This is a genomic window from Methyloversatilis thermotolerans (assembly GCF_000372885.1).
Taxonomy (GTDB): Bacteria; Pseudomonadota; Gammaproteobacteria; order Burkholderiales; family Rhodocyclaceae; genus Methyloversatilis; species Methyloversatilis thermotolerans.
In genome coordinates this window covers 3415050-3435012 of sequence record NZ_KB889967.1, presented here as the reverse complement: position 1 = coordinate 3435012, position 19963 = coordinate 3415050, and the positions used below count along the sequence as shown (strand labels likewise).

At 67.2% G+C, this 19963-nt stretch carries 18 protein-coding genes; 13 read left to right on the top strand and 5 right to left on the bottom strand.

The genetic code is table 11. The features are described 5' to 3' along the window. The first annotated feature begins 81 nt into the window (after positions 1 to 81). Positions 82 to 1362, top strand: a complete 1281-nt coding sequence (locus tag A3Q7_RS0115665; protein ID WP_018412851.1) for a dicarboxylate/amino acid:cation symporter — start codon at positions 82 to 84, stop codon at positions 1360 to 1362. 47 nt (positions 1363 to 1409) lie between these two features. Next, positions 1410 to 2324, top strand: coding sequence for a ZIP family metal transporter (locus tag A3Q7_RS0115660; RefSeq protein ID WP_026224910.1), 915 nt, complete (start codon positions 1410 to 1412; stop codon positions 2322 to 2324). 275 nt (positions 2325 to 2599) lie between these two features. On the opposite strand, the gene mltA is transcribed toward A3Q7_RS0115660, so the two are convergent. Next, on the bottom strand, positions 2600 to 3892 hold the full coding sequence (gene mltA / locus A3Q7_RS0115655; RefSeq protein ID WP_018412849.1) for a murein transglycosylase A: 1293 nt from the start codon (positions 3890 to 3892) through the stop codon (positions 2600 to 2602). A 97-nt stretch (positions 3893 to 3989) separates the two neighbouring features. Here mltA and A3Q7_RS20960 point away from each other — a divergent pair, with 97 nt between their 5' ends. The 9 genes from A3Q7_RS20960 to A3Q7_RS0115610 all read left to right on the top strand — a co-directional run bounded on the left by A3Q7_RS20960 (position 3990) and on the right by A3Q7_RS0115610 (position 13683). Then, positions 3990 to 4127, top strand: a complete 138-nt coding sequence (locus A3Q7_RS20960) for a hypothetical protein (protein ID WP_018412848.1) — start codon at positions 3990 to 3992, stop codon at positions 4125 to 4127. Continuing rightward, positions 4114 to 5010 (top strand): ATP-binding protein, encoded by an 897-nt coding sequence (locus A3Q7_RS0115645; protein ID WP_018412847.1) that lies wholly within the window; start codon positions 4114 to 4116, stop codon positions 5008 to 5010. The genes A3Q7_RS20960 and A3Q7_RS0115645 overlap by 14 nt, the downstream gene beginning before the upstream one ends. Further along, the gene (locus A3Q7_RS0115640; protein ID WP_018412846.1) at positions 5007 to 5963 is read left to right on the top strand and encodes a Nudix family hydrolase; all 957 of its coding nucleotides are present in this window, start codon (positions 5007 to 5009) and stop codon (positions 5961 to 5963) included. Before A3Q7_RS0115645 ends, A3Q7_RS0115640 begins: the two co-directional genes overlap by 4 nt. Further along, a complete protein-coding gene (locus A3Q7_RS0115635; protein ID WP_018412845.1) occupies positions 5963 to 6838 on the top strand; it encodes a TraB/GumN family protein in 876 nt (291 codons plus the stop codon). The genes A3Q7_RS0115640 and A3Q7_RS0115635 overlap by 1 nt, the downstream gene beginning before the upstream one ends. Before the next feature lie 99 nt (positions 6839 to 6937). Continuing rightward, positions 6938 to 8974, top strand: coding sequence for a methyl-accepting chemotaxis protein (locus tag A3Q7_RS0115630; RefSeq protein WP_018412844.1), 2037 nt, complete (start codon positions 6938 to 6940; stop codon positions 8972 to 8974). A gap of 16 nt (positions 8975 to 8990) precedes the next feature. Continuing rightward, positions 8991 to 10691: a diguanylate cyclase gene (locus A3Q7_RS0115625; RefSeq protein WP_040570701.1), complete on the top strand. Its 1701-nt coding sequence runs from the start codon at positions 8991 to 8993 to the stop codon at positions 10689 to 10691. Positions 10692 to 10758: 67 nt separating this feature from the next. Beyond that, entirely contained in the window at positions 10759 to 11604 is an 846-nt protein-coding gene (locus A3Q7_RS0115620) for a 23S rRNA (adenine(2030)-N(6))-methyltransferase RlmJ (protein ID WP_018412842.1), read from the top strand. A 17-nt stretch (positions 11605 to 11621) separates the two neighbouring features. After that, positions 11622 to 12062, top strand: coding sequence for a DUF2721 domain-containing protein (locus A3Q7_RS0115615; protein ID WP_018412841.1), 441 nt, complete (start codon positions 11622 to 11624; stop codon positions 12060 to 12062). A gap of 154 nt (positions 12063 to 12216) precedes the next feature. Continuing rightward, positions 12217 to 13683 (top strand): alkaline phosphatase PhoX, encoded by a 1467-nt coding sequence (locus tag A3Q7_RS0115610; protein ID WP_026224909.1) that lies wholly within the window; start codon positions 12217 to 12219, stop codon positions 13681 to 13683. Between the two features lie 51 nt (positions 13684 to 13734). On the opposite strand, the gene recG is transcribed toward A3Q7_RS0115610, so the two are convergent. The 4 genes from recG to A3Q7_RS0115590 form a co-directional block, all read right to left on the bottom strand. Then, positions 13735 to 15771: an ATP-dependent DNA helicase RecG gene (gene recG, locus A3Q7_RS0115605; RefSeq protein ID WP_018412839.1), complete on the bottom strand. Its 2037-nt coding sequence runs from the start codon at positions 15769 to 15771 to the stop codon at positions 13735 to 13737. 42 nt (positions 15772 to 15813) lie between these two features. Then, positions 15814 to 16194: a Rid family detoxifying hydrolase gene (locus tag A3Q7_RS0115600; protein WP_018412838.1), complete on the bottom strand. Its 381-nt coding sequence runs from the start codon at positions 16192 to 16194 to the stop codon at positions 15814 to 15816. Positions 16195 to 16454: 260 nt separating this feature from the next. Continuing rightward, positions 16455 to 17246, bottom strand: a complete 792-nt coding sequence (locus A3Q7_RS0115595) for an SPOR domain-containing protein (protein ID WP_018412837.1) — start codon at positions 17244 to 17246, stop codon at positions 16455 to 16457. Continuing rightward, a complete protein-coding gene (locus tag A3Q7_RS0115590) occupies positions 17246 to 17710 on the bottom strand; it encodes a DUF2802 domain-containing protein (protein ID WP_018412836.1) in 465 nt (154 codons plus the stop codon). The genes A3Q7_RS0115595 and A3Q7_RS0115590 overlap by 1 nt, the downstream gene beginning before the upstream one ends. 95 nt (positions 17711 to 17805) lie before the next feature. Between A3Q7_RS0115590 and A3Q7_RS0115585 the strand changes: the two genes are divergently transcribed. Further along, positions 17806 to 18555 (top strand): YdcF family protein, encoded by a 750-nt coding sequence (locus A3Q7_RS0115585; RefSeq protein ID WP_018412835.1) that lies wholly within the window; start codon positions 17806 to 17808, stop codon positions 18553 to 18555. Positions 18556 to 18559: 4 nt separating this feature from the next. Further along, the gene (gene chrA, locus A3Q7_RS0115580; RefSeq protein WP_018412834.1) at positions 18560 to 19933 is read left to right on the top strand and encodes a chromate efflux transporter; all 1374 of its coding nucleotides are present in this window, start codon (positions 18560 to 18562) and stop codon (positions 19931 to 19933) included. Positions 19934 to 19963 lie beyond the last annotated feature (30 nt).

Sequence of the window (19963 nt, the reverse complement as noted above, 5' to 3'; positions counted from 1 at the left end):
CTGCGAAGACAGCACTTGGTTTCCGCCCGCAGCGCAGGCCGCCGGTGGTAAGTTGGCAACCTCGATCATGCGGACATCGACATGCGTCTTTCGCTCAACACACAGATACTGATAGGCGCCATTGCCGGCGTGGTCGGCGGACTCGCGCTCGGCCAGCTTGACGGCGACAGCGCGCTGCGCGCGCAGGCGCTTTACCTGGCCGGCCTGATCGGCGCGGTATTCATCGCCCTGCTCAAGATGGTGCTGGTGCCGCTGGTGTTCGCGTCCATCGTGGTCGGCGTGGCGCAGTTGCGCCAGCATGGCAATATCCAGCGGGTATGGCGCATCACAGTGGGGTTCTATCTGTTCACGTCGCTGATCGCGGTGGTACTGGGCGTCAGCGCCGCCAATCTGTTCCGGCCGGGCGAAGGCTTGCAGGTCGACATGTTCGCCGACGCACTGGCCGGCTTTCAGGCGAAACAGATGCCGTTTCCGGACTTCGTCCAGCAGTTCCTGACCGGGCTGTTCCGCAATCCATTTTCCGCACTGGCCAATGGCGACATCGTCGCGCTGGTGGTGTTCGCGCTCATCCTGGGCGCCGCGCTGGTGAAGGCGGGTGAGCGCTACACGGTGATCAGCCGCGCAATGGAAGAGGCGCTGGACCTTTCGTTGCTCATCGTCAATGCCATCATGAAGCTGGCGCCCTGGGGCATTGCGGCGCTGCTCGCGAAACTGATTGCGACCCAGGACGTGGCGCTGCTGGAAACCATGGCGCGTTTCGTGGCCGTGGTGCTGGGCACCACGCTGTTCCACGGCCTCGTCGTGCTGCCCGGCCTGCTGTGGCTGATCGCCCGGGTGAGCCCGCTCGCACTGTGGCGAGGCGGCCGCGAATCCTTCCTGACCGCGCTCGCCACCAGTTCCAGCTCGGCCACCATGCCCATCACCATGCGCATCACGCGTGACCATTTCGGCGTGCGTCCGGCCACCGCGGGCTTCGTGATACCAGTGGGCACCACCATGAACATGGATGGCACGGCACTGTATGAAGCGGCGGCCGCACTTTTCATCGCCAGTCTGGTCGGCATAGACCTGAGCCTGGGGCAGCAGATGCTGGTATGCGGCATGTCCATGCTGGCGGCCATGGGCGCGCCAGGCATACCGAGCGCCGGCATGGTGACCATGGTGATGGTGCTGCAGTCGGTCGGCCTGCCGGCCGAAGCCATCGCCATCCTGCTGCCCATAGACCGGCTGCTCGATGCGGTGCGCACCGTGGTGAACGTCGAGGGCGACATCATCGGCAGCATCGTGGTCGATCATCTCGCCGGAGACGATTCCGCGCTGAACGATGCGCAGGCTCAAGCGAATCTTGAGGCAAGAATCTGACGCGGGTGATTATGATGCGGGGAACGCCCCGAGCATCGATGATCGCCATGGATCCGACACCTGCCGCTTCGCCACGTCCATCCCCGCTGTTCCCCTGGTTGCGCATGGACCCGGCGCTTCAGTTCATGTTCATGATGGGCATCGCAGTCGTACTGGCACTGCTGTCCTGGGTCTTCGCCGACACGCGTACCCCCCAGGCCATGCGGCTGGGGCTGATGGCGGGACTGGCCGGTTTCGCCGCGACGGCGATCGGTGCGCTCCCCGCACTCGGCCTGCGTTCGCTCGGTCAGCGCGGATCTGACATGCTGCTCGGATTCGGTGCCGGCATGATGCTGGCCGCGTCGTCGTTCTCGCTCATCGTGCCCGGTCTCGATGCCGGCGAGACGGTGACCGGATCGCGCAGCGGTGGAGCGGCGGTGGTGGTGATCGGCATGGCCCTGGGCGTCTGGTTCATGATGGCGCTCGATGCCATGACCCCGCACGAGCACGAACACTGCGGCAGTTGCGGGCCGGAAACACGGATGGGCCGCGTCTGGCTGTTCGTCAATGCCATCGCGCTGCACAACCTGCCGGAAGGCATGGCCATGGGCGTGTCCTTCTCGCAAGCCGACATGGCGGTCGGCCTGCCGCTGTCCACGGCGATCGCTATACAGGACATTCCGGAAGGACTTGCGGTCGCCGTCGCGTTGCGTGCCGTCGGCATGTCGCCATTCAAGGCAGTCGGGATCGCGATCGTCAGCGGTTTCATGGAACCGCTGGGGGCGCTGATCGGTGTCGGGCTGTCCAGCACCTTCGCGCTGTTCTACCCGGGCGGACTCGGCCTGGCTGCCGGCGCGATGCTGTTCGTGGTGTCGCACGAAGTCATCCCGGAAACCCATCGCAACGGTCATGAAAAGGTCGCGACCCTCGGCCTGATGGCCGGTTTCATGGTCATGATGGTGCTCGACACCACGCTGGGCTGAATACCCGTACCGCGGTCCGGCGCCGCTCGTGGTCATGGCGCGCTTCTGTAGCGCCCCCAGGGTCGCGACGCGGCGCATTCAGGCCGCAGGCTTCGTTCAAGGCTGCATCGCGGGCACGCCCGCTCCCACAAAAAGCCGGCTTCGTTCGCGGACAGGGCGAGCTTCTGTGGGAGCGACCTGTGGCCGCGATGCGGCGTGTGCAGGGCCGCCGGCTTCGTTCGGGGAGTGTTGTCGCGAGCTTTGCGCCCGCCTGCAAGACCCGGCTCCGTTCGTGATCAGGGCGTGATGCCATCCGGCAACAGTACCCACATCCGCCCCTGCTGCTTCATCCTGCCCGCCTGGGCGCCCGCTTCCGGGCCGAAGCCCCAGAAGAAGTCGGCGCGCACGCCGCCCTTGATCGCACCTCCCGTGTCCTGGGCCATCATGAGCCGGCGCAGCGGCTGGCTGCTGTTGGGTCGGGTGGTATCCAGCCAGACCGGCGCGCCCAGCGGCACGCTGCGCGGATCGACCGCGATCACCCGGCCACCCGCGAGCGGCACGCCAAGTGCGCCGAGCGGCCCTTCGGGAAGGCCGGGCGCCTGTTTTCCGATCGGCAGTTCGCGGAAGAACACATAGCTCGGATTGGCCGCCAGCAATTGCGGCACGCGCGCCGGATGGGCCCGCGCCCAGTCGCGTATGCCCTGCATGGACGCCTGTTCCAGCTTCAGTTCACCCTGGTCGACCAGCCAGCGGCCTATCGACGCATACGGATGTCCGTTCTGGTCGGCATAGCCGACGCGCACCCGGCTGCCGTCCGGCAATTCGACCTGCCCCGAACCCTGCACCTGAAGGAAGAACACATCCAGCGCGTCGGTCGCCCAGAACAGCACCTTGCGCTCCAGATCGGCCGCGCGCTGGTCCAGTTCGGCGCGACTCCAGTAGGGCACCACCTTGCGCCCGTCGATGCGGCCACGCAAGCGCATGTTCTTCAGGTCCGGATTGACGCTGGCAAGATCGATCACCAGCAGGTCATCCGGCACCGCGTGGATGGGATGCGTGTAAGCCCCGCCACGCGTCCGGCTGGCCTTGAGCAGCGGCTCGTAATAGCCAGTGATGAGGCCCTGCTCGCTGCCATCGCCGTTCTGCAGTTGCCAGGGCCGGAAGTGCGTTTCATAGAAGGCGCGCACCGCGTCGCGGTCGCCGGCATCCAGCCCCTCCAGCGCGCTGCATGCGGCGCGCCAGCCCGCGCGGCTGGCCAGCGCACTGCAGGACGCGCGCAGGGCCGGCAGCGACTCGCGCACATCGTCGTCCTGCCAGCCATCGAGCTGCTTCCAGTCGGCCGGCAGCAGGCGCGCCTGCTGCGGTTTCGCTTCCGGCGCCGGTACCGCCGGACAGACCGGGCAGGCCGGACACAGTGGGCAGGCCGGGCACACCTTGTCCGGAACGACCGGCGCAGGTGGACAGGCCGGCGCGGCCACCGGTGTCTGTTCGATCGGGGGCGCCGTTACGGGGGTGCCGGAACATGCCGCCATCAGCAGCGACAGACAGATCAGGGCACTCGCCCCGCGCAGGCGGATTTGCTGGAACATCGGGATTTATTTAGATTGGCGCGCCCACAGGCGCCGAGTGCGCAATGATAACGAGCCCTGACCGCGCCGCCGGCGCTCACTGACGGAAGCCTTGCCCATGTGGTTATTCCTGCTCGAAGCCGGCACCGCGCTGGCGCTGTTCATATTCATCCTGTGGTGGACACTCCCCAAGAAGGACCCGGCCAGACCGGCGGAACCCGATCATGAAAAGAAGGATGACCATGGCCAGCACTGACAGTTTCGAAAGCCTGATCGCACGCGCCCACGCCCTGTTCGACCGGCTGGAACACCTGCTGCCACCACCACCGGCGGCCCCGGACTGGAAGGCCATCGCTTTCCGCTGGCGACGCAGCAACGGCCGCGGCCGCCTGGAAGCGGTGAGCCACCCGCACAAGCTCCGCCTGTCCGACCTGCGTGACATCGATGTGCAGAAGGCGCGGCTGAAGGCCAATACCCTGCAGTTCGTCGAGGGGCGACCGGCCAACAACGCGCTGCTGACCGGCGCGCGCGGCACCGGCAAGAGCTCGCTGGTGAAGGCGCTGCTGAACGAATACGCGAAGAAGGGCCTGCGCCTGATCGAGGTCGACCGCGACGATCTGACCGACCTGCCCGACATTACCGACCTGATCGCCAGCCGGCCGGAGCGCTTCATCATCTACTGCGACGACCTGTCCTTCGAATCGGGCGAGCCCGGCTACAAGGCGCTGAAGAGCATACTGGACGGCTCGGTGTCGGCAGTGCTCGACAATGTGCTCATCTACGCCACGTCCAATCGCCGCCATCTGATGCCCGAGTACTTCTCGGAAAACCTGGAGGCCCGGCATGTCGACGGCGAGGTACACCCGGGAGAGGCGATCGAGGAAAAGGTGTCGCTGTCGGAGCGGTTCGGGCTGTGGCTGTCCTTCTATCCTTTCGACCAGGAGGCCTACCTGGATATCGTGAATCACTGGCTGAAGCGCTTCGGTCTGACGGCCGGCGAGATCGAGGCGGCGCGCAGCGCGGCGCTGCTGTGGTCGCTGGAACGCGGCGCGCGCAGCGGGCGGGTCGCCTGGCAGTTCGCGCGCGACTGGGCCGGACAGCACGCGACGGGCGCCTCCGCTTCACGGAGCGGACGATGAGCACACGCAAGCAGGTTGCGGTGGCGGCCGCCGTCATCCTGCGCGACGGCCCGCAAGGACGGGAGTTCCTGCTCGGCCAGCGCGCACCCGGTACCTTCTACCCCGGCTACTGGGAGTTTCCCGGGGGCAAGGTGGAGCCCGGCGAAGCGCCTGTGGATGCGCTGAAACGCGAACTGGACGAGGAGCTGGGCATAAGGGTCGAGCGATGCACCCCCTGGATTACGCTGTCGCACGAGTACGAGCATGCCCACGTGCGGCTGCACTTCTTCCGCGTGGAACGCTGGAGCGGCGACGTGAAGGACCATGTGCACAGCGCGCTGTCCTGGCAACGCGCCGATGCCCTGACGGTGGAGCCCATGCTGCCTGCCAACGGACCGGTCATGAAGTCGCTGCGTCTGCCTGAGCGCATGGCCATCACCCATGCCTTCGCCATCGGTGCCGCCGCGCAGCTCGACGCCCTGCATGTGGCCTGCCGGCAGGGGCCGCTGCTGCTGCAGATCCGCGAGCCGGCCCTTGACGCAGCGGCAATCGCGTTCGCGCGCGAGGCGATACGCATTGCCCGTGCACACGGCTGCCCGGTGGTGCTGAATGGCGAAGCCGCACTGGCGCGCGAACTGGGCGCGGATGGTCTGCACCTGAAGGCCGGCAGACTCATGCAGACCGCGAACAGACCCGATTTCGCGTGGGTGGGTGCGTCCTGTCACACGCTGGACGAACTGGAGAAGGCAAGCCGGCTGGGCCTCGACTACGCGGTGGTCGGGCCGGTGCTGCCCACGGCCACGCATCCGGACGCGGAGGCGCTGGGCTGGGAGTGCTTCGCCGGACTGATACACGGTGCCGCACTGCCGGTGTTCGCAATAGGCGGGCTGGACGCGGATCACCTCGAGCGCGCTCAGCGGTGCGGCGCGCACGGCATTGCCGCGATACGCGGCGCGTGGCGGCAGGCGCTGTGATGCGCCGCCTCCTGTTCAGCCTGGCCTGCGCGGTGTGCGCGGCGCTGCCGCCGGGCGCGCTGCATGCCGCCGATTTCGAGCGTGGCGTGCTGTGGACGGTGCGCTGCGGCGATGCGCCGGTGAACCATCTGTTCGGCACGCTGCACATCGGCGACCCGCGCGTGCTGGCGCGTGCCGAACCGCTGCGACCGCTGATCGCGCAGGCGCGCGTATTCATGCCCGAGCTGAATCTCGACGCCGGCGCAGTGGCGCTCTATGCCAGCGCCAGCAGCTACGAGCGCGAGGAGCTGCCGCGCAAGGTCGGCCGGGCGAAGTGGGCCCGTATCGAGAAGGCGCTCGCACTGCACGGCGTGGACGCGCGCGTCGGCGCACGCCTGCGCCCATGGGCCGCACTCATCCTGCTGTATCAGCCCATGCAAAGCCGCGGACCGACGCTGGACGAAACCCTGATACGGTTCGCGCAGACGCAGCGTGTGCCGGTACGCGCACTGGAACAGATGCAGGAGCAGATAGACGCGATCGCCCTGTTGCCGGAAGCAACGCTGCTCGATCTGCTGATCGATGCCGCGCGCCGGCACGACAGGCTGCAGGCCGGCAACGAACCCATGGTGCAGGCCTGGCTGGCCGGCGACCTGCCCGCGCTGGCGCGCATCAACAGCGATCTGATGCGGGAGGCGCCGGACATGCGGGCGCAGGCGCAGGCGCTGATCGATGCGCTGCTGACCCGGCGCAACCCGCGCTTCGTCGAACGCCTGCTGCCCGAGCTCAGGGAAGGCGGCGTGTTCTCGGCCTTCGGCGCCTCGCACCTGAACGGACCGGACGGCGTACTTGCCCGGCTTTCGGCGCAAGGCTGCTCGGCCAGCCCGGGACCGTGATTCAAGTCTCATGGCCAGGCAGCCGTAAACAGGGTCTCGGACCGGCATGACCGGATCGCCAGGATGGCGCGATCCGGAGCAAACCAAAGGAGGCCCGCCATGTTTTCGTTCAACCGTATGTCGGTTGTCAGCCAGCTCTCTCTGTCCATCGGAGCGCTCTGTGCCGTCGTTTTCGCAGTGCTCATCGGCATGGTGACGATATCGAGCAACCATACCGCGCTTGAAATGACCGAGGACAAGCTCGGCGAACAAGCCGATGCGGTCGCCAAACTGCTCGATCTGAGCTACGAGAACGCGATCACGACCGCGGACAAGGGCATGGGAGCCTTCAAGCGCGCGCTGAATGGCGAGGTCACCATCAGCGACGACACCATGGCCATGGGCAAGTATCCGGCGGTGCGCATCGCACGCGTCGGCGGCAGTACGATCAATGGTGACGAAGCCCGCATGAAGGGCATACGCGACCTGATCGGCGCCGATCCGGCGGTCATGGTGCGCGTGGGCGACGAGTTCGTGCGCGTGGCCACCCTGCTCAAGGACGCGGAGGGACGTTCCCAGGCCGGTGTTGCCATCAAGAGCGGGCCCGACACCGAGACGCTGCTGCGCGGCGATGCCTACAAAGGTGTGGTGGTGCGCAACGGCAAGTACTACATCTCGTCGCTGGAGCCGATCAAGGATGAGGCCGGCAAGGTGGTGGGCGCACTGTCGTCGCGGGTCGAGGTGCAGCAGGTAATCGACCAGCTTTTCGCGTCACTGCGAAGCCTGAAGGCCGGTGAAACCGGCTACGTCTACATCATCAAGGCCGGCAAGGATGCGGAATCGAGTGAAATGGTGCTGCACCCGACGCTGGCCGGCAAAACCATCGCCGAGGTGAACAACCCCGTCCTGACCGGTCTGGTCAAGGAGCAACTCGACAAGAAGAACGGGCATGTCGTGTATGACTGGCCCACCCCGGATGGTGACAATGCGCCGAAAATCGTGGCCTTCCGCACCTCCGACAAATGGAAGTGGATAGTCGCCACCGGTTCGCACGTGCACGAATTCACCGGTGATTCGATCGCGCTGCGCAATATGCTCATCCTGATCTGCGTTTCGGCCGCCGTGCTGCTCGCCGGCATGACCTGGTGGCTCACCCGCAGCCGCCTAGCGCGACTGCAGACGGTATCGGCTGCGATGAACCGGCTGGGCAATGGCGACTTCAGCCAGCGCCTGCCGGTGGTGTCGGGCACCACGCACAATGAACTGGATCTGATCGCGATCCAGATGAATGAAGCGACACGCAAGACGGCTGCGCTGATCAGCACGACCGCCGATGCGGCACGCGCAGTCGGTGAAGCGGCGCGCACGCTGCGCGCCGGGTCCTCCGAGGTGGTGCATGGTTCGACCGAACAGAGCACGGCCGCCGCCGGACTCGCCGCCGCAATCGAGGAACTGTCGGTCAGCATCACCCATGTCGCGGACAGCGCCGGCGTGGCCGACAGCATCACGCGCGAGGCCCGCAGCGCGGCGTCCGAAGGCGAACAGAAGCTGGACAGCATGGTGCAGAGCATGCAGCGCATCGTGACCGAGATTGGCGATGCATCGGCCGCCGTGACCGCGCTGGCGGGACGCACGCGCGAAATCTCCAACGTCGGCCGCATCATCCAGGAAATCGCCGAACAGACCAATCTTCTGGCGCTCAATGCGGCGATCGAAGCGGCGCGTGCAGGCGAATCCGGGCGCGGCTTCGCGGTGGTGGCCGACGAAGTGCGCAAACTCGCCGAACGCACCGCCGCGTCCACCCAGGAAATCGCGAACATGGTCACCACGGTGCAGGCCGATGCCGACAAGGTGGTGCGCCGCATTTCCGAAGTGAGCGGTCAGGTTGACAGCGGCATGCAACTTGCGGCCGATGCCGGCGAGGTGTTGCGCGTGATCAGCGGCCACAGCGAACGCACCGCGGATGCGATGCGGGAAATCGCGGCGGCCACGCGCGAACAGAGCAGCGCCAGCCAGGTCGTGGCGCAAGGCGTGGAACGCATCGCCTGCATGGCCGAACAGAACGCTGACATCACCCGCAAGGCGGACGGCCAGACCGAGGGGCTGGAAACCCTGGCCGGCGACCTTCAGGGCAATGTCAGCCGATTCGTGATTTGATGAGATAAGGGCGTCCATGCTCCGCCAAACTCCTGCCGGATTGCGCCGGCGCAGCACGGTCTGGCTGGCGTGCCTGATCGTGATCGCCGTCAATGCTGCATGGGTGTGGCACAGTCTGGATACCCTGGTCGCCGAGAAGGAACCGGTGAAGCAGGCGCACCTCAAACTGCGCTCCAGCAGTATTCTGCTGGAAAACCTGCTGGAGGCGGAAATCAGTCTGCGCGGCTATCTGCTGACCGGAGACCAGCACTTCCTGCGGGACTATCACGGCGCACTGGCCATGCTGCGCCAGTTGCGGCAAGAGGTCATGCGCCAGATGAGCAGCCATCCGGCGCACGCCGCGCGCGTGCCCGACCTCGAACTGGCGATAGACGACAAGCTCAACGAGCTGGACGAGAAGATGACGCTCTATGCCGGGGGCGAACATGCGGCCGCCCTGGCGAAGGTGGCCGAAGGTCAGGGGCCGCGGCGCATGGAAAAAGTGCGCACCTTGCTGAATGACTACCGCACCGCGGAACAGGCCATCCTCGACACGCACTTCAGCATCCAGGCCGCAGCGGTACGCCACGCCTATCTCACGTTCGCCATTTCGACCTTCATCAGTGTCGTGCTGGTGGCACTGGTGGCCTGGCTGGTGCGCAGCACCGCACAGCGGAACGCCGAGGCGGAAGCCGAACTGCAGTCGCGCAATGCCGAACTGCGCCAGGCGCTCGATCGTGCGGCCAGACAGAGCGAGCACAGCCATGCGCTGTCCGAACTCGGGCGCTTCATGCAGTCCTCGCGCGACCTGGACGAAGCCATGGCGCTGCTCAACCATTACCTGCCCACCGTATTCGATGCCTCTTCCGGCGCACTCTACCTGACGGCATCCTCGCGCAACCAGTTGCGTCTGGCCTGTCAGTGGGGCAACCGGATGCACGAGGAATTCTTCGAACCCGGGGACTGCTGGGGCCTGCGTCGCGGTCAGCCCTACGACCAGCCTGAGGTGGCCGGCCCGACATGCTGCGGACATCTTCACCCGCAGGATGTCGCCGACAGCCGCTGCCTGCCGATCACCGCCCATGGAGAAGTCATCGGCCTGATCACGCTGCATGGCTGCAGCGCAACGGGGTTGCATGCCGAAAGCCACATGGCGCAGACGCTGGAACAGGTGGCACTGTCCATCGGCAACCTGCAGTTGCGCGAAACGCTGCGGCAGCAGTCGGTACGCGACGCGCTGACCGGCCTGTTCAACCGCCGCTACCTGGAAGAGTCGCTGGCACGCGAGTGCGCCCTCGCACAGCGCAAGGGACAGTCGATCGCGGTATTCATGATCGATGTCGATCACTTCAAGCAATTCAACGACAGACACGGCCACGAAGCGGGCGACACGGTGCTGCGCGCGGTCGGACGATTGCTGCGCGAACACGCCCGCGAATCCGATATCGCCGCCCGCTACGGCGGCGAGGAATTCACGCTGGTACTGTCGGAAGCCGAGCGCGAGGTCGCACTTGCCCGCGCTGAAACGCTGCGCACGGCGGTCGAGGCGCTGGAACTGTCCTTCCATGGCAGTGCACTGGGTTCGATCACGATATCGACAGGCATCGCGCTCTATCCGCAGCAGGGCAGGACGCCGTCCGAACTGATGCAGGCAGCCGATCAGGCGCTGTACGCCGCCAAGCGCAACGGCCGCAACCAGGCCCGACTTGCCGGTCAGAGCGAGCCGATCGCCGCCTGAATCCGGCCGCGGCGGCGATTCCCGCACACCCGGCGTATACTTGCGCTCGCCCTTCCTACGCGCCCCCATGCTCAGCTACCGCCACGCCTTCCACGCAGGCAATCCGGCCGACGTGCTCAAGCACTTCGTGCTGGTCGAACTGCTCCAGTACCTGAACCAGAAGGACAAACCCTACTGGTATATCGACACGCACGCGGGTGCCGGTGCCTACGCGCTGGACAGCGGCTACGCTGCCAAGAACGCCGAGTACGCGCAGGGCATCGGTCGTCTCTGGAATGCACCGGACCTGCCCGCGGCGCTGGGCACCTATGTGGACGTCGTGCGCGCATTCAATGACGGAGACGCACTGCGCGCCTACCCCGGTTCGCCGATGATCGCCCGCGCACTGCTGCGCGAGCAGGACAGGATGAAGCTGTTCGAGCTGCACAGCACCGACTACCGCCTGCTCGGCGAGAACTTCGCCGGCGCAGGACGCAGCGTGCGGCTGGAGAAGCTGGATGGCTTCTCCAATCTGAGGTCACTGCTGCCGCCGCAGCCGCGACGCGCGCTGGTGCTGATCGATCCGCCTTACGAAATGCGCGAGGACTATCGCTACACCTTCGAAACGCTGCGCGATGCGGCGGCCCGCTTTCCGACCGGCACCTACTGCGTGTGGTATCCGCAGTTGCAGAGGATGGAATCGCGCGATCTGCCGGCGAAATTCAAGCGCATGAAGGTCGACAGCTGGCTGCATGTTTCGCTGACCACGCGCACGCCTTCGCCGGATGGCTTCGGCATGCTCGGCAGCGGGCTGTTCATCATCAATCCGCCATGGACGCTGCCCGCCACGCTGAAATCCGTCATGCCGTGGCTGGTCGAACGGCTGGGCAGCGACGCCGGCGCGAAGTACGAACTGGAATTCCATATCCCCTGAACTCCTGGCCGGTATCCATGTTGCTGCAGACGACGATAGACACGATCACGCACGCCATCGGCCTGGCCGTGGCACCGGTGTTCCTGCTCACGGCGATCGCCACGCTCATCACGACACTGAACAACCGGCTGGGCCGCGTGATCGATCGTCGCCGCGTCGTGCTCGCACGCGGCGGTCAGCAGTGCGAGGATGAAACCATGAGCAATGCGACCGAGCTCGAACTGCTGTCGCGGCGTGCCAAGCTCATCTACCTGGCCATCCTGTTCGCGGTCGCCGCCGCGCTGCTGGTCTGCCTGGTCGTGGCCTGCGCCTTCTTCGGCGTACTGTTCACCGTGGTGCTGTCCGGCCTGCTCGCCGTGCTGTTCGTGCTCGCCATGCTGGCGCTCATTTCCTCGCTCGGCCTGTTCCTGCGGGAGGTATTCGTCGCGGTCGCCACCGCCACCCATGCCAACCGCTGACCAGCACGGCATATCGCCGTTGTCATTAATGGCGCTTAATCTTTCATGCGCCATTCGGACCAGCCGGGGCCAGGATGATGATCACATGACATGAACACGGACTGACTACCCTGCGCTCACCCTGCACCGTGCAGGGCGACACAGGGAGTCAGACATGCATACTCGCAAGCTTGCCATAGCCGCCGCCATGGGCCTGATGGGCGTCAACGCCCCACAGGTTCTGGCCGCAGACCTCACCCACTTCGACAATTTCACGCCGCTGCCGGTCTCCGCGGGCCCTACCGCCATGCCCGCCGCGCCGCTCACGCTGTCGTCGCCGAACTTTTCGCAGAAAACCATCGCCGACCGTGCGACACAGAACCTGACGACGCCGAACTCGAACTCCGGCAACTGGGACATGATCACCGCGAACGAAAGCGGCCCGGATGCGGGACGCTATCTGTTCATGCCGTTCGAGACCGGTCAGGGCGGGGTACAGCGCATCGACCTGTGGGACGAGAACTACGCCACGCGCACCGTCACCCTCGTGGCGCCCGGCACCCAGGGCTTCGTTTCTGGCGATGCCTCGCGCTGGACTCCCTGGGGCAGCTATCTCACCGCCGAGGAATCCTGGGGCAACGGCAGCAGCAAGGGCCGGCTGTTCGAAATCACGAATGCCACCAGCGCCGGCGCGAACGGCGGCGAATTCGTCCAGCGCAACGTCATCCCTCGCGTGTCGCACGAAGGTCTGGCTTTCGACCGGCACAACAGCTTCTACTTCATCGACGAACTGAATGGCGGTTCGATCTACAAGTATGTGTCCGCGAATCCCGATGCGAGCACGGGTGACGAGTACTTCAGCAAGGGCCAGACCTTCGCGCTGAAGGTCGGCGCAGGCGGCCAGTTCGAAGGCAACAATGGTCCGGCCATCACGGGTGCGGCGCAGTGGGTGGCGATCACCACCGCCAGCGGCACGCCCACCGGCGAAACGTTCTCGGCGATGCTCAATATGGGCGGCGGCAACTTCTCGCTCGACGGACGCGTCGCGGCCGATCTGGTGGGCGCGACCGGCTACAACCGGCCGGAGGACCTGGAAGTGCAGACCCGCGCAGACGGTACGCAGATGCTGTACTTCACGACCACGGATTCCGACAGCAACGGCAACAGCGGAGATGGTCGCAGCCGCGTCTATACGATAGATGTCGAAAGCGGTGCGGTGAATCTGTTCGCAGACGCATCGACCATCGATCTGGCCACCGGGCAGCCGGTCGGCGGCGCCCTGCGCAATGCGGACAATCTGGCCATCGACGCGAACGGCAACATCTACCTGATCGAGGATCGCGATGGCGCGGTCGATGACGACATCTGGTTCGCCAGGGACATCAACAAGGACGGTGACCTGCTGGACGAAGGCGAGGGGCTTGCGCGCTGGGCATCGAACGGTACGCCGGGCTCGGAACTCACCGGACTGTACTTCGACAAGTTCAATCCCAACGTGGCCTATGTGAATGTGCAGCATCCGGCCGACGGTATCGACCGCACGATACAGATCACCGCGGTACCCGAGCCGGAAAGCCATGTCATGTTCCTGGCCGGCCTGAGTCTGCTGGGCGTGGTGGCGCGTCGCCGCATGCGCGGCTGAGGCCCGCATCCGGCATCGGGGCAGTCGGGGAGGACCGCGCGCCTCCCCTCTTCATGCCTTGAGCAGATCCTCCCGCCCGGCCAGCCAGCGGGAAAGATGCAGATCGGCGGCGGCGACATGGTCGCGCAGCAGGGTGTCGGCCGCCTCGCGCGCCTGTTCCACCAGCCCCTCGTCGACCACCAGATCGGCAAAGCGCAGCAGCGGCTGACCGGACTGGCGGCTGCCGATGAACTCGCCCGGACCGCGCAGCTTGAGATCCTCGGCGGCGATCATGAAGCCGTCGGTGTAGGCATGGATGACGCGCAGGCGTTCGCGCGCGGTCTGTGACAGCGGTCCCTCGTACAGCAGCACGCAGGCCGATTCGCGACTGCCGCGACCGACCCGTCCGCGCAACTGGTGCAACTGCGACAGGCCGAAACGTTCCGCATGCTCGATCACCATGAGGCTGGCATTGGGCACATCGACGCCCACCTCGATCACCGTGGTCGCCACCAGAAGATGCGTGTCGCCGGCGACGAAACCGGCCATCACGGCCGCTTTCTCGTCCGGCTTCATGCGGCCGTGCACCAGCCCCACGGCCAGTTCCGGGCACGCGGCCACGAGTTGCGCATGGGTATCCAGCGCGGTCTGCAACTGCAGCGTTTCCGATTCCTCGATCAGCGGACATACCCAGTAGGCCTGGGCCCCGGCCGCACACGCATCGCGCACGCGCGAAACCACCTGATCGCGGCGCGCGGCGGCGATGAGCTTGGTCAGTACCGGCGTGCGCCCGGGTGGCAGTTGGTCGATCACCGACACGTCGAGATCGGCGTAATAGCTCATGGCCAGGGTGCGCGGGATGGGCGTGGCGCTCATCATCAACTGGTGCGGGCTCACATCGCCGGCCTTGGCGCGCAGCGCCAGCCGCTGGCGCACGCCGAAGCGGTGCTGCTCGTCGATCACCGCCACGCCCAGGCGCGCGAAATCGACCGCATCCTCGATCAGCGCATGAGTGCCGACCGCCACCGGCGCCGCGCCGCTGGCGATCGCCTCCTTCATTGCGCGCTTGTCGCGCGCCTTCAGGCTGCCGGACAGCCAGGCCACCTGCACGCCCAGCGGCGCGAGCCACTCGGCCAGCTTGCGGTAGTGCTGCTCGGCCAGGATTTCGGTCGGCGCCATGAAGGCGGCCTGATAGCCGGCCTCGACCGCACGCAGGCAGGCCAGCGCGGCCACCACTGTCTTGCCGGAGCCGACATCGCCCTGCAACAGCCTCTGCATCGGCCAGTGCTGCGCCAGATCGGCGGCAATCTCGATCCAGGCGCGCGTCTGCGCGCCGGTCAGCGCGAACGGCAGGCCGGCCAGGAAGCGCTCGATCAGCGTGCCGGCGCCATCCACCGGCTGCGGCAGCACCGGCGCATCGCGATCACGCCGCGCCGCGTGCGCGCGCTTCAGGCTCAGTTGCTGCGCCAGCAGTTCGTCGAACTTGATGCGCCGCCAGGCCGGCGCCAGCCGTTCGTCGAGATCGCGCAGCGATTCGCCGGGACGTGGACGATGCAAGGCCTGAACGGCAGCGCCGAAAGGCACCAGCGCATAGTGACGGCGCAAGGCGTCCGGCAGGCTGTCGCTCAGATCGGTGCGCTCCAGGGCATCGTCGATGGCGCGGCGCAGATTCGCCTGGGACAGCCCGGCGGTGGCGGGATAGACCGGCGTCAGCCGGTCCGGCAACGGCGAGTCCTCGCCCACGCTGCGCACGCGCGGATGCAGCATTTCCGCGCCGAAGAAGCCCGGATTGATGTCGCCGAACAGGCGTACCCGCTTGCCCGGCGCCAGTTGTTTCTGCTGCGATGGATAGAAGTTGAAGAAGCGCAGCGTCACCGTGCCGCTGTCATCGGCGGCGGTCACCACCAGTTGCCGGCGCGGACGGAACTTCACTTCGCACTGCGTCACTTCGACTTCGACCTGCACCGGCTGGCCGGCGCGCGCCAGCGCCACCGGCGTGATGCGGGTCTCGTCCTCGTAGCGCAGCGGAAAGTGCAGCACGAGCGCGGCATCCGAGCCCAGGCCCATCCTGTCCAGCGCCTCGGCCAGCGCTTCGCTGCGGGTAGTCACCGGTGGCGACGGTCAATGGCGGAGCGGTACGCCGCGAGCGGGTCAGTCGATCACCAGCACCGCATCGACCTCGACCAGCGCGCCGCGCGGCAGCGCGGCCACGCCGATGGCCGCACGCGCCGGAAACGGCTCCTTGAAATAGCGGGTCATCGCCTCGTTCACCTTGGCGAAATTGCCCAGGTCGGTCAGGAACACGTTCACCTTGACCGCATCATCCAGCGTCGCACCGGCCGCAGCGGCGACCGCCTTCAGGTTGTCGAACACGCGTGCGATCTGCGCGTCGATGCCATCGGCCATGGTCATGGTGGCGGGATCGAGACCGATCTGGCCCGACATGTAGACGGTGCTGCCGACCTTGACCGCCTGCGAATAGGTGCCGATGGCTGCGGGGGCGTCTGGAGTGGATACGATGGTGCGCGACATGCGAAGTCTCCGGGGTGGGATGGAAAACCTGGCGGCGCGGTCTGTGCCGAGCCGGTGAGCCCCGGATTATCGCGGATTCCCGTCCGGCCGGGCGCGTCGGCAGTGCAAGGGAATGCGGCGTGGCCGGTTCGGCCGCCAGGCTCACGCGGCCCGCTTCGTCGAACACGACAACCGGCTCGCGCGCCCGGCGCCGCATGATCGCCGGCCCACCCCGGTCCGGGGATGGCGCCATGCCATTCCGGTTCTGCGGGTCGACGGATTCAGCGTGCAGGAGCGCGCGCCGGCGCCGGCGCGGCGGCTTCCATTCCCAGGGCCTTCAGCCGGGCGCGTGCCTGGTCCGCTTCGGCGCGCGTCCGGAAGGGGCCGACCTGCACCCGCGCCTCGATCTGCGCCGGAATCCCGTTGAGCGCGAGCTTTGCCCGCACCTCCTCGGCATTGGCGACATTGCTGAACACGCCGACCTGGACGATGTAGCCGGCAGGCGCGGGCGCCGGCCGCGACAGCGGGCGCGCCGCAGCAGGGGGCGTGTCCGGCACTGTCTGCGCTGTCGGAGCGGGCGGTGCTGCAGGTGCGAAGGCGGCGGGTGCCCCGGGCCGGGCGGTCTCTTCGGGCACGGCCGCGACCGGCGTTTCCGAGGCGCGGGCAGACGGGCCGCTCGCACGACGCGGTTTGGCCGCCGGGCCTGCATCCGCGGGCGGCGGCGCGTCGGACGCCGGTGCGGGCGTCTCCGCGGTCCGGGCATCCGCGTCCGGCAGCGGCGGTGGCGCGTCCTGCAGCGCCGCCGGTCCGGCGTCGACCGCCGGCGTTTCCTCGGCCGGGGGCGGCGGCGCCGGCTCAGCCGGTGCCGGCTCGGCAGGCTTCGCGGGCGCGACCCTCGGCGGTTCCGGCGGCTCCAAGTCCCCGGCCGGCTGGCGGCTGGCTTCGAACAGAGCCAGACCACCGATCAGCGCGGCGATCAGTCCGCCGGCAACCGCCACCCTTCGCAGCAGCGCGCTGCGCTGGGCCGATGCGTCGTCGTCACGTCCCGCATGATCGGCTGTACCGGTCGCCATCATCGTTCCCCCGTATCCCGACTGTGCGCAAGATTGAGTACCAGTTCGGCTTCGCCGACCGACATGCCGCACTGTTCCGCGATGTCCTGGGCCGAATAGCCGCGTGCCGCGAGCGACAGCGCCTCGCTGTACTGTGGCGCGACCGGCGGCAACTGGTTGACGGTTTCGATGCGGCGACCGACGCCATCCAGCCTGTCCTCGATCAGGTCGAGCCGCGTTTCGATCGCCTGCATCAACGGCGCAAGCCGGGCATCGAACAGGGCGTCGAGCTCGGCCTGCAGATCGACGGGCGGCGGGGGCGGGGGCGGCGGAGCGACCGCTTCCTGCGGCGCGATGGCCACCTCGTCGCGCTGCCGCGCATTCAGCATGGACAGGCGCATCAGGGCGTACCCCATGTAGGCCGCGAGGATGATCAGCGCAATCAGCGCCGCTTCTTTCCAGCCGATGGCCGACAGATCGATCAAACCCCTCTCCGCGAAATCGACGTGCGCAGGACGACAGTCCACGCGCGCGCAACAATGGCCGGGATAATACGGCTTTTCGCAAGGCCGCGCCGACCATGGATTCCCTGTCCTTCCTGCTGAAGAAGCTCCTGTCCTTCATGGTGCTGCCGCCAGCCAGCCTGCTGCTGCTGATCGCGGCCGGCCTGCTGCTGTCGCGCTGGCGCCGGCGCAGCGGCATGGTGCTGGCATCGGTCGGGCTCGCCCTGCTGTATGCCTTGAGCACACCGATGCTGTCCGGCCGGCTGGAACGCAGCACCTATGCCGACGACACCTTGCCCGGCGTCCCGGCCGGCGCGGCCGCCATCGTGGTGCTGGGCGCGGGCATACAGGACAATCTGGTCGACTACGGCGGCGATACCGTCAATGGCTGGGCGCTCGAGCGCGTGCGCGCCGGTGCCCGGCTGGCGAAACAGTCCGGACTGCCGGTGCTGGTGAGCGGCGGCGTCGTATGGGGTGGCCGCCCCGAGGGCGTGCTGATGGCCGAAGCCATGCAGGATTTCGGCATCCGCGTGCGCTGGATTGAATCGACCTCGCGCGATACTGCGGACAACGCGCGCATGTCGGCGGCCATGCTGGGTGAAGCGGGCATCCACCGCGTCGCCCTGGTGACTCACGCGATGCACATGCGGCGCTCGCTCGCCGAGTTCCGGCGCGCCGGGCTGGACCCGGTGCCCATGCCGACCCTGATCCGGCGCCCGGGCGACGACACCTTGACCGATCTGCTGCCGGGCACACGTGCCTTGCAGCAGTCCGCCTGGGCGCTGCACGAGTGGCTGGGCTGGCTGGCACTTGCACTGCGGTCATGACGGCATGAATCCGACCGACACGGACGAACACGGCACTCGCATCGCGCCGGCCGAGGTGAGCCGCGGCGAGGCCTTCCGCTTCTGGCTCAAGCTCGGTTTCATCAGCTTCGGCGGACCGGCCGGGCAGATCGCCGTCATGCACCAGGAACTGGTGGAACGCCGGCGCTGGATTTCGGAACGCCGCTTCCTGCACGCGCTGAACTACTGCATGCTGCTGCCGGGGCCGGAGGCCCAGCAACTGGCCACCTATATCGGCTGGCTGATGCACCGCAGCCGGGGCGGCATCGTTGCCGGCGGTCTGTTCGTGCTGCCGTCGCTGTTCATCCTGATCGCGCTGTCATGGGTCTATGTCGCCTTCGGCAATGTGCCGCTGGTGGCCGGCTTGTTCTATGGCATCAAGCCCGCAGTCACCGCCATCGTCGCTCATGCCGCCTGGCGCATCGGCGGACGCACGCTGAAGAACGGCGTGCTGTGGGCCATCGCTGCCGCCGCCTTCATCGCCATCTTCGCGCTGAACATGCCCTTTCCAGCCATCGTCGCGATCGCGGCAGCGATCGGCTACGCCGGCGGACGGATCGCACCGGCGCGCTTCCGCGTCGGCGGCGGCCACGGCGCCACGCGCACGGCCACCGGCCCTGCACTGATCGACGACGACACGCCGCCGCCGCCGCATGCGCGCTTCAGTGCATCGCGTCTGGCCGGTGTGGCGGTCGCCGGCGCCCTGCTGTGGTCGGTGCCGATGGCCCTGCTCACGCTCGCGCTGGGCTGGTCGCACCCGCTCACCCAGATGGGCTGGTTCTTCACCAAGGCGGCGCTGCTCACCTTCGGAGGCGCCTACGCGGTGCTGCCCTATGTCTATCAGGGTGCGGTCGCGCACTACGGATGGCTGACGCCCACCCAGATGATCGATGGCCTGGCCCTGGGCGAAACCACGCCCGGACCGCTCATCATGGTGGTGGCCTTCGTCGGCTTCGTCGGCGGCTATCTGAGCGACGAAATGCGCGCGCTGTTCGGCCCGGACATCCCCTTCCTCGCCGGCGCGGCAGCGGCCGCGCTGGTGACCTGGTTCACCTTCCTGCCCTCCTTCCTGTTCATCCTGGCTGGCGGCCCGCTGGTGGAATCCACGCACGACGACCTGAAGTTCACGGCGCCGCTCACCGCGATCACCGCCGCCGTGGTGGGCGTGATCGTGAATCTGGCACTGTTCTTCGGCTACCACGTTTTCTGGCCGGCCGGTCCCGGCACTGCGCCCGACTGGATCGCGGCGGCGATGGCGCTGGCGGCCGCGCTGGCCTTGTTCCGCCTGCGCGTGGGCGTGATTCCGGTCATCGCCGCAAGCGGCCTGACCGGTCTCCTGCTGCGCACACTGACAACCTGAGCCGCGTTGCTTTTGCGACAGGTCAAACCA

Coding starts and splice junctions, on each gene's coding strand:
- A3Q7_RS0115665 (WP_018412851.1), top strand. CDS start 82: ATGCGTCTTTCGCTCAACACACAGATACTGATAGGCGCCATTGCCGGC.
- A3Q7_RS0115660 (WP_026224910.1), top strand. CDS start 1,410: ATGGATCCGACACCTGCCGCTTCGCCACGTCCATCCCCGCTGTTCCCC.
- mltA (WP_018412849.1), bottom strand. CDS start 3,892: ATGTTCCAGCAAATCCGCCTGCGCGGGGCGAGTGCCCTGATCTGTCTG.
- A3Q7_RS20960 (WP_018412848.1), top strand. CDS start 3,990: ATGTGGTTATTCCTGCTCGAAGCCGGCACCGCGCTGGCGCTGTTCATA.
- A3Q7_RS0115645 (WP_018412847.1), top strand. CDS start 4,114: ATGGCCAGCACTGACAGTTTCGAAAGCCTGATCGCACGCGCCCACGCC.
- A3Q7_RS0115640 (WP_018412846.1), top strand. CDS start 5,007: ATGAGCACACGCAAGCAGGTTGCGGTGGCGGCCGCCGTCATCCTGCGC.
- A3Q7_RS0115635 (WP_018412845.1), top strand. CDS start 5,963: ATGCGCCGCCTCCTGTTCAGCCTGGCCTGCGCGGTGTGCGCGGCGCTG.
- A3Q7_RS0115630 (WP_018412844.1), top strand. CDS start 6,938: ATGTTTTCGTTCAACCGTATGTCGGTTGTCAGCCAGCTCTCTCTGTCC.
- A3Q7_RS0115625 (WP_040570701.1), top strand. CDS start 8,991: ATGCTCCGCCAAACTCCTGCCGGATTGCGCCGGCGCAGCACGGTCTGG.
- A3Q7_RS0115620 (WP_018412842.1), top strand. CDS start 10,759: ATGCTCAGCTACCGCCACGCCTTCCACGCAGGCAATCCGGCCGACGTG.
- A3Q7_RS0115615 (WP_018412841.1), top strand. CDS start 11,622: ATGTTGCTGCAGACGACGATAGACACGATCACGCACGCCATCGGCCTG.
- A3Q7_RS0115610 (WP_026224909.1), top strand. CDS start 12,217: ATGCATACTCGCAAGCTTGCCATAGCCGCCGCCATGGGCCTGATGGGC.
- A3Q7_RS0115600 (WP_018412838.1), bottom strand. CDS start 16,194: ATGTCGCGCACCATCGTATCCACTCCAGACGCCCCCGCAGCCATCGGC.
- A3Q7_RS0115595 (WP_018412837.1), bottom strand. CDS start 17,246: ATGGCGACCGGTACAGCCGATCATGCGGGACGTGACGACGACGCATCG.
- A3Q7_RS0115585 (WP_018412835.1), top strand. CDS start 17,806: ATGGATTCCCTGTCCTTCCTGCTGAAGAAGCTCCTGTCCTTCATGGTG.
- chrA (WP_018412834.1), top strand. CDS start 18,560: ATGAATCCGACCGACACGGACGAACACGGCACTCGCATCGCGCCGGCC.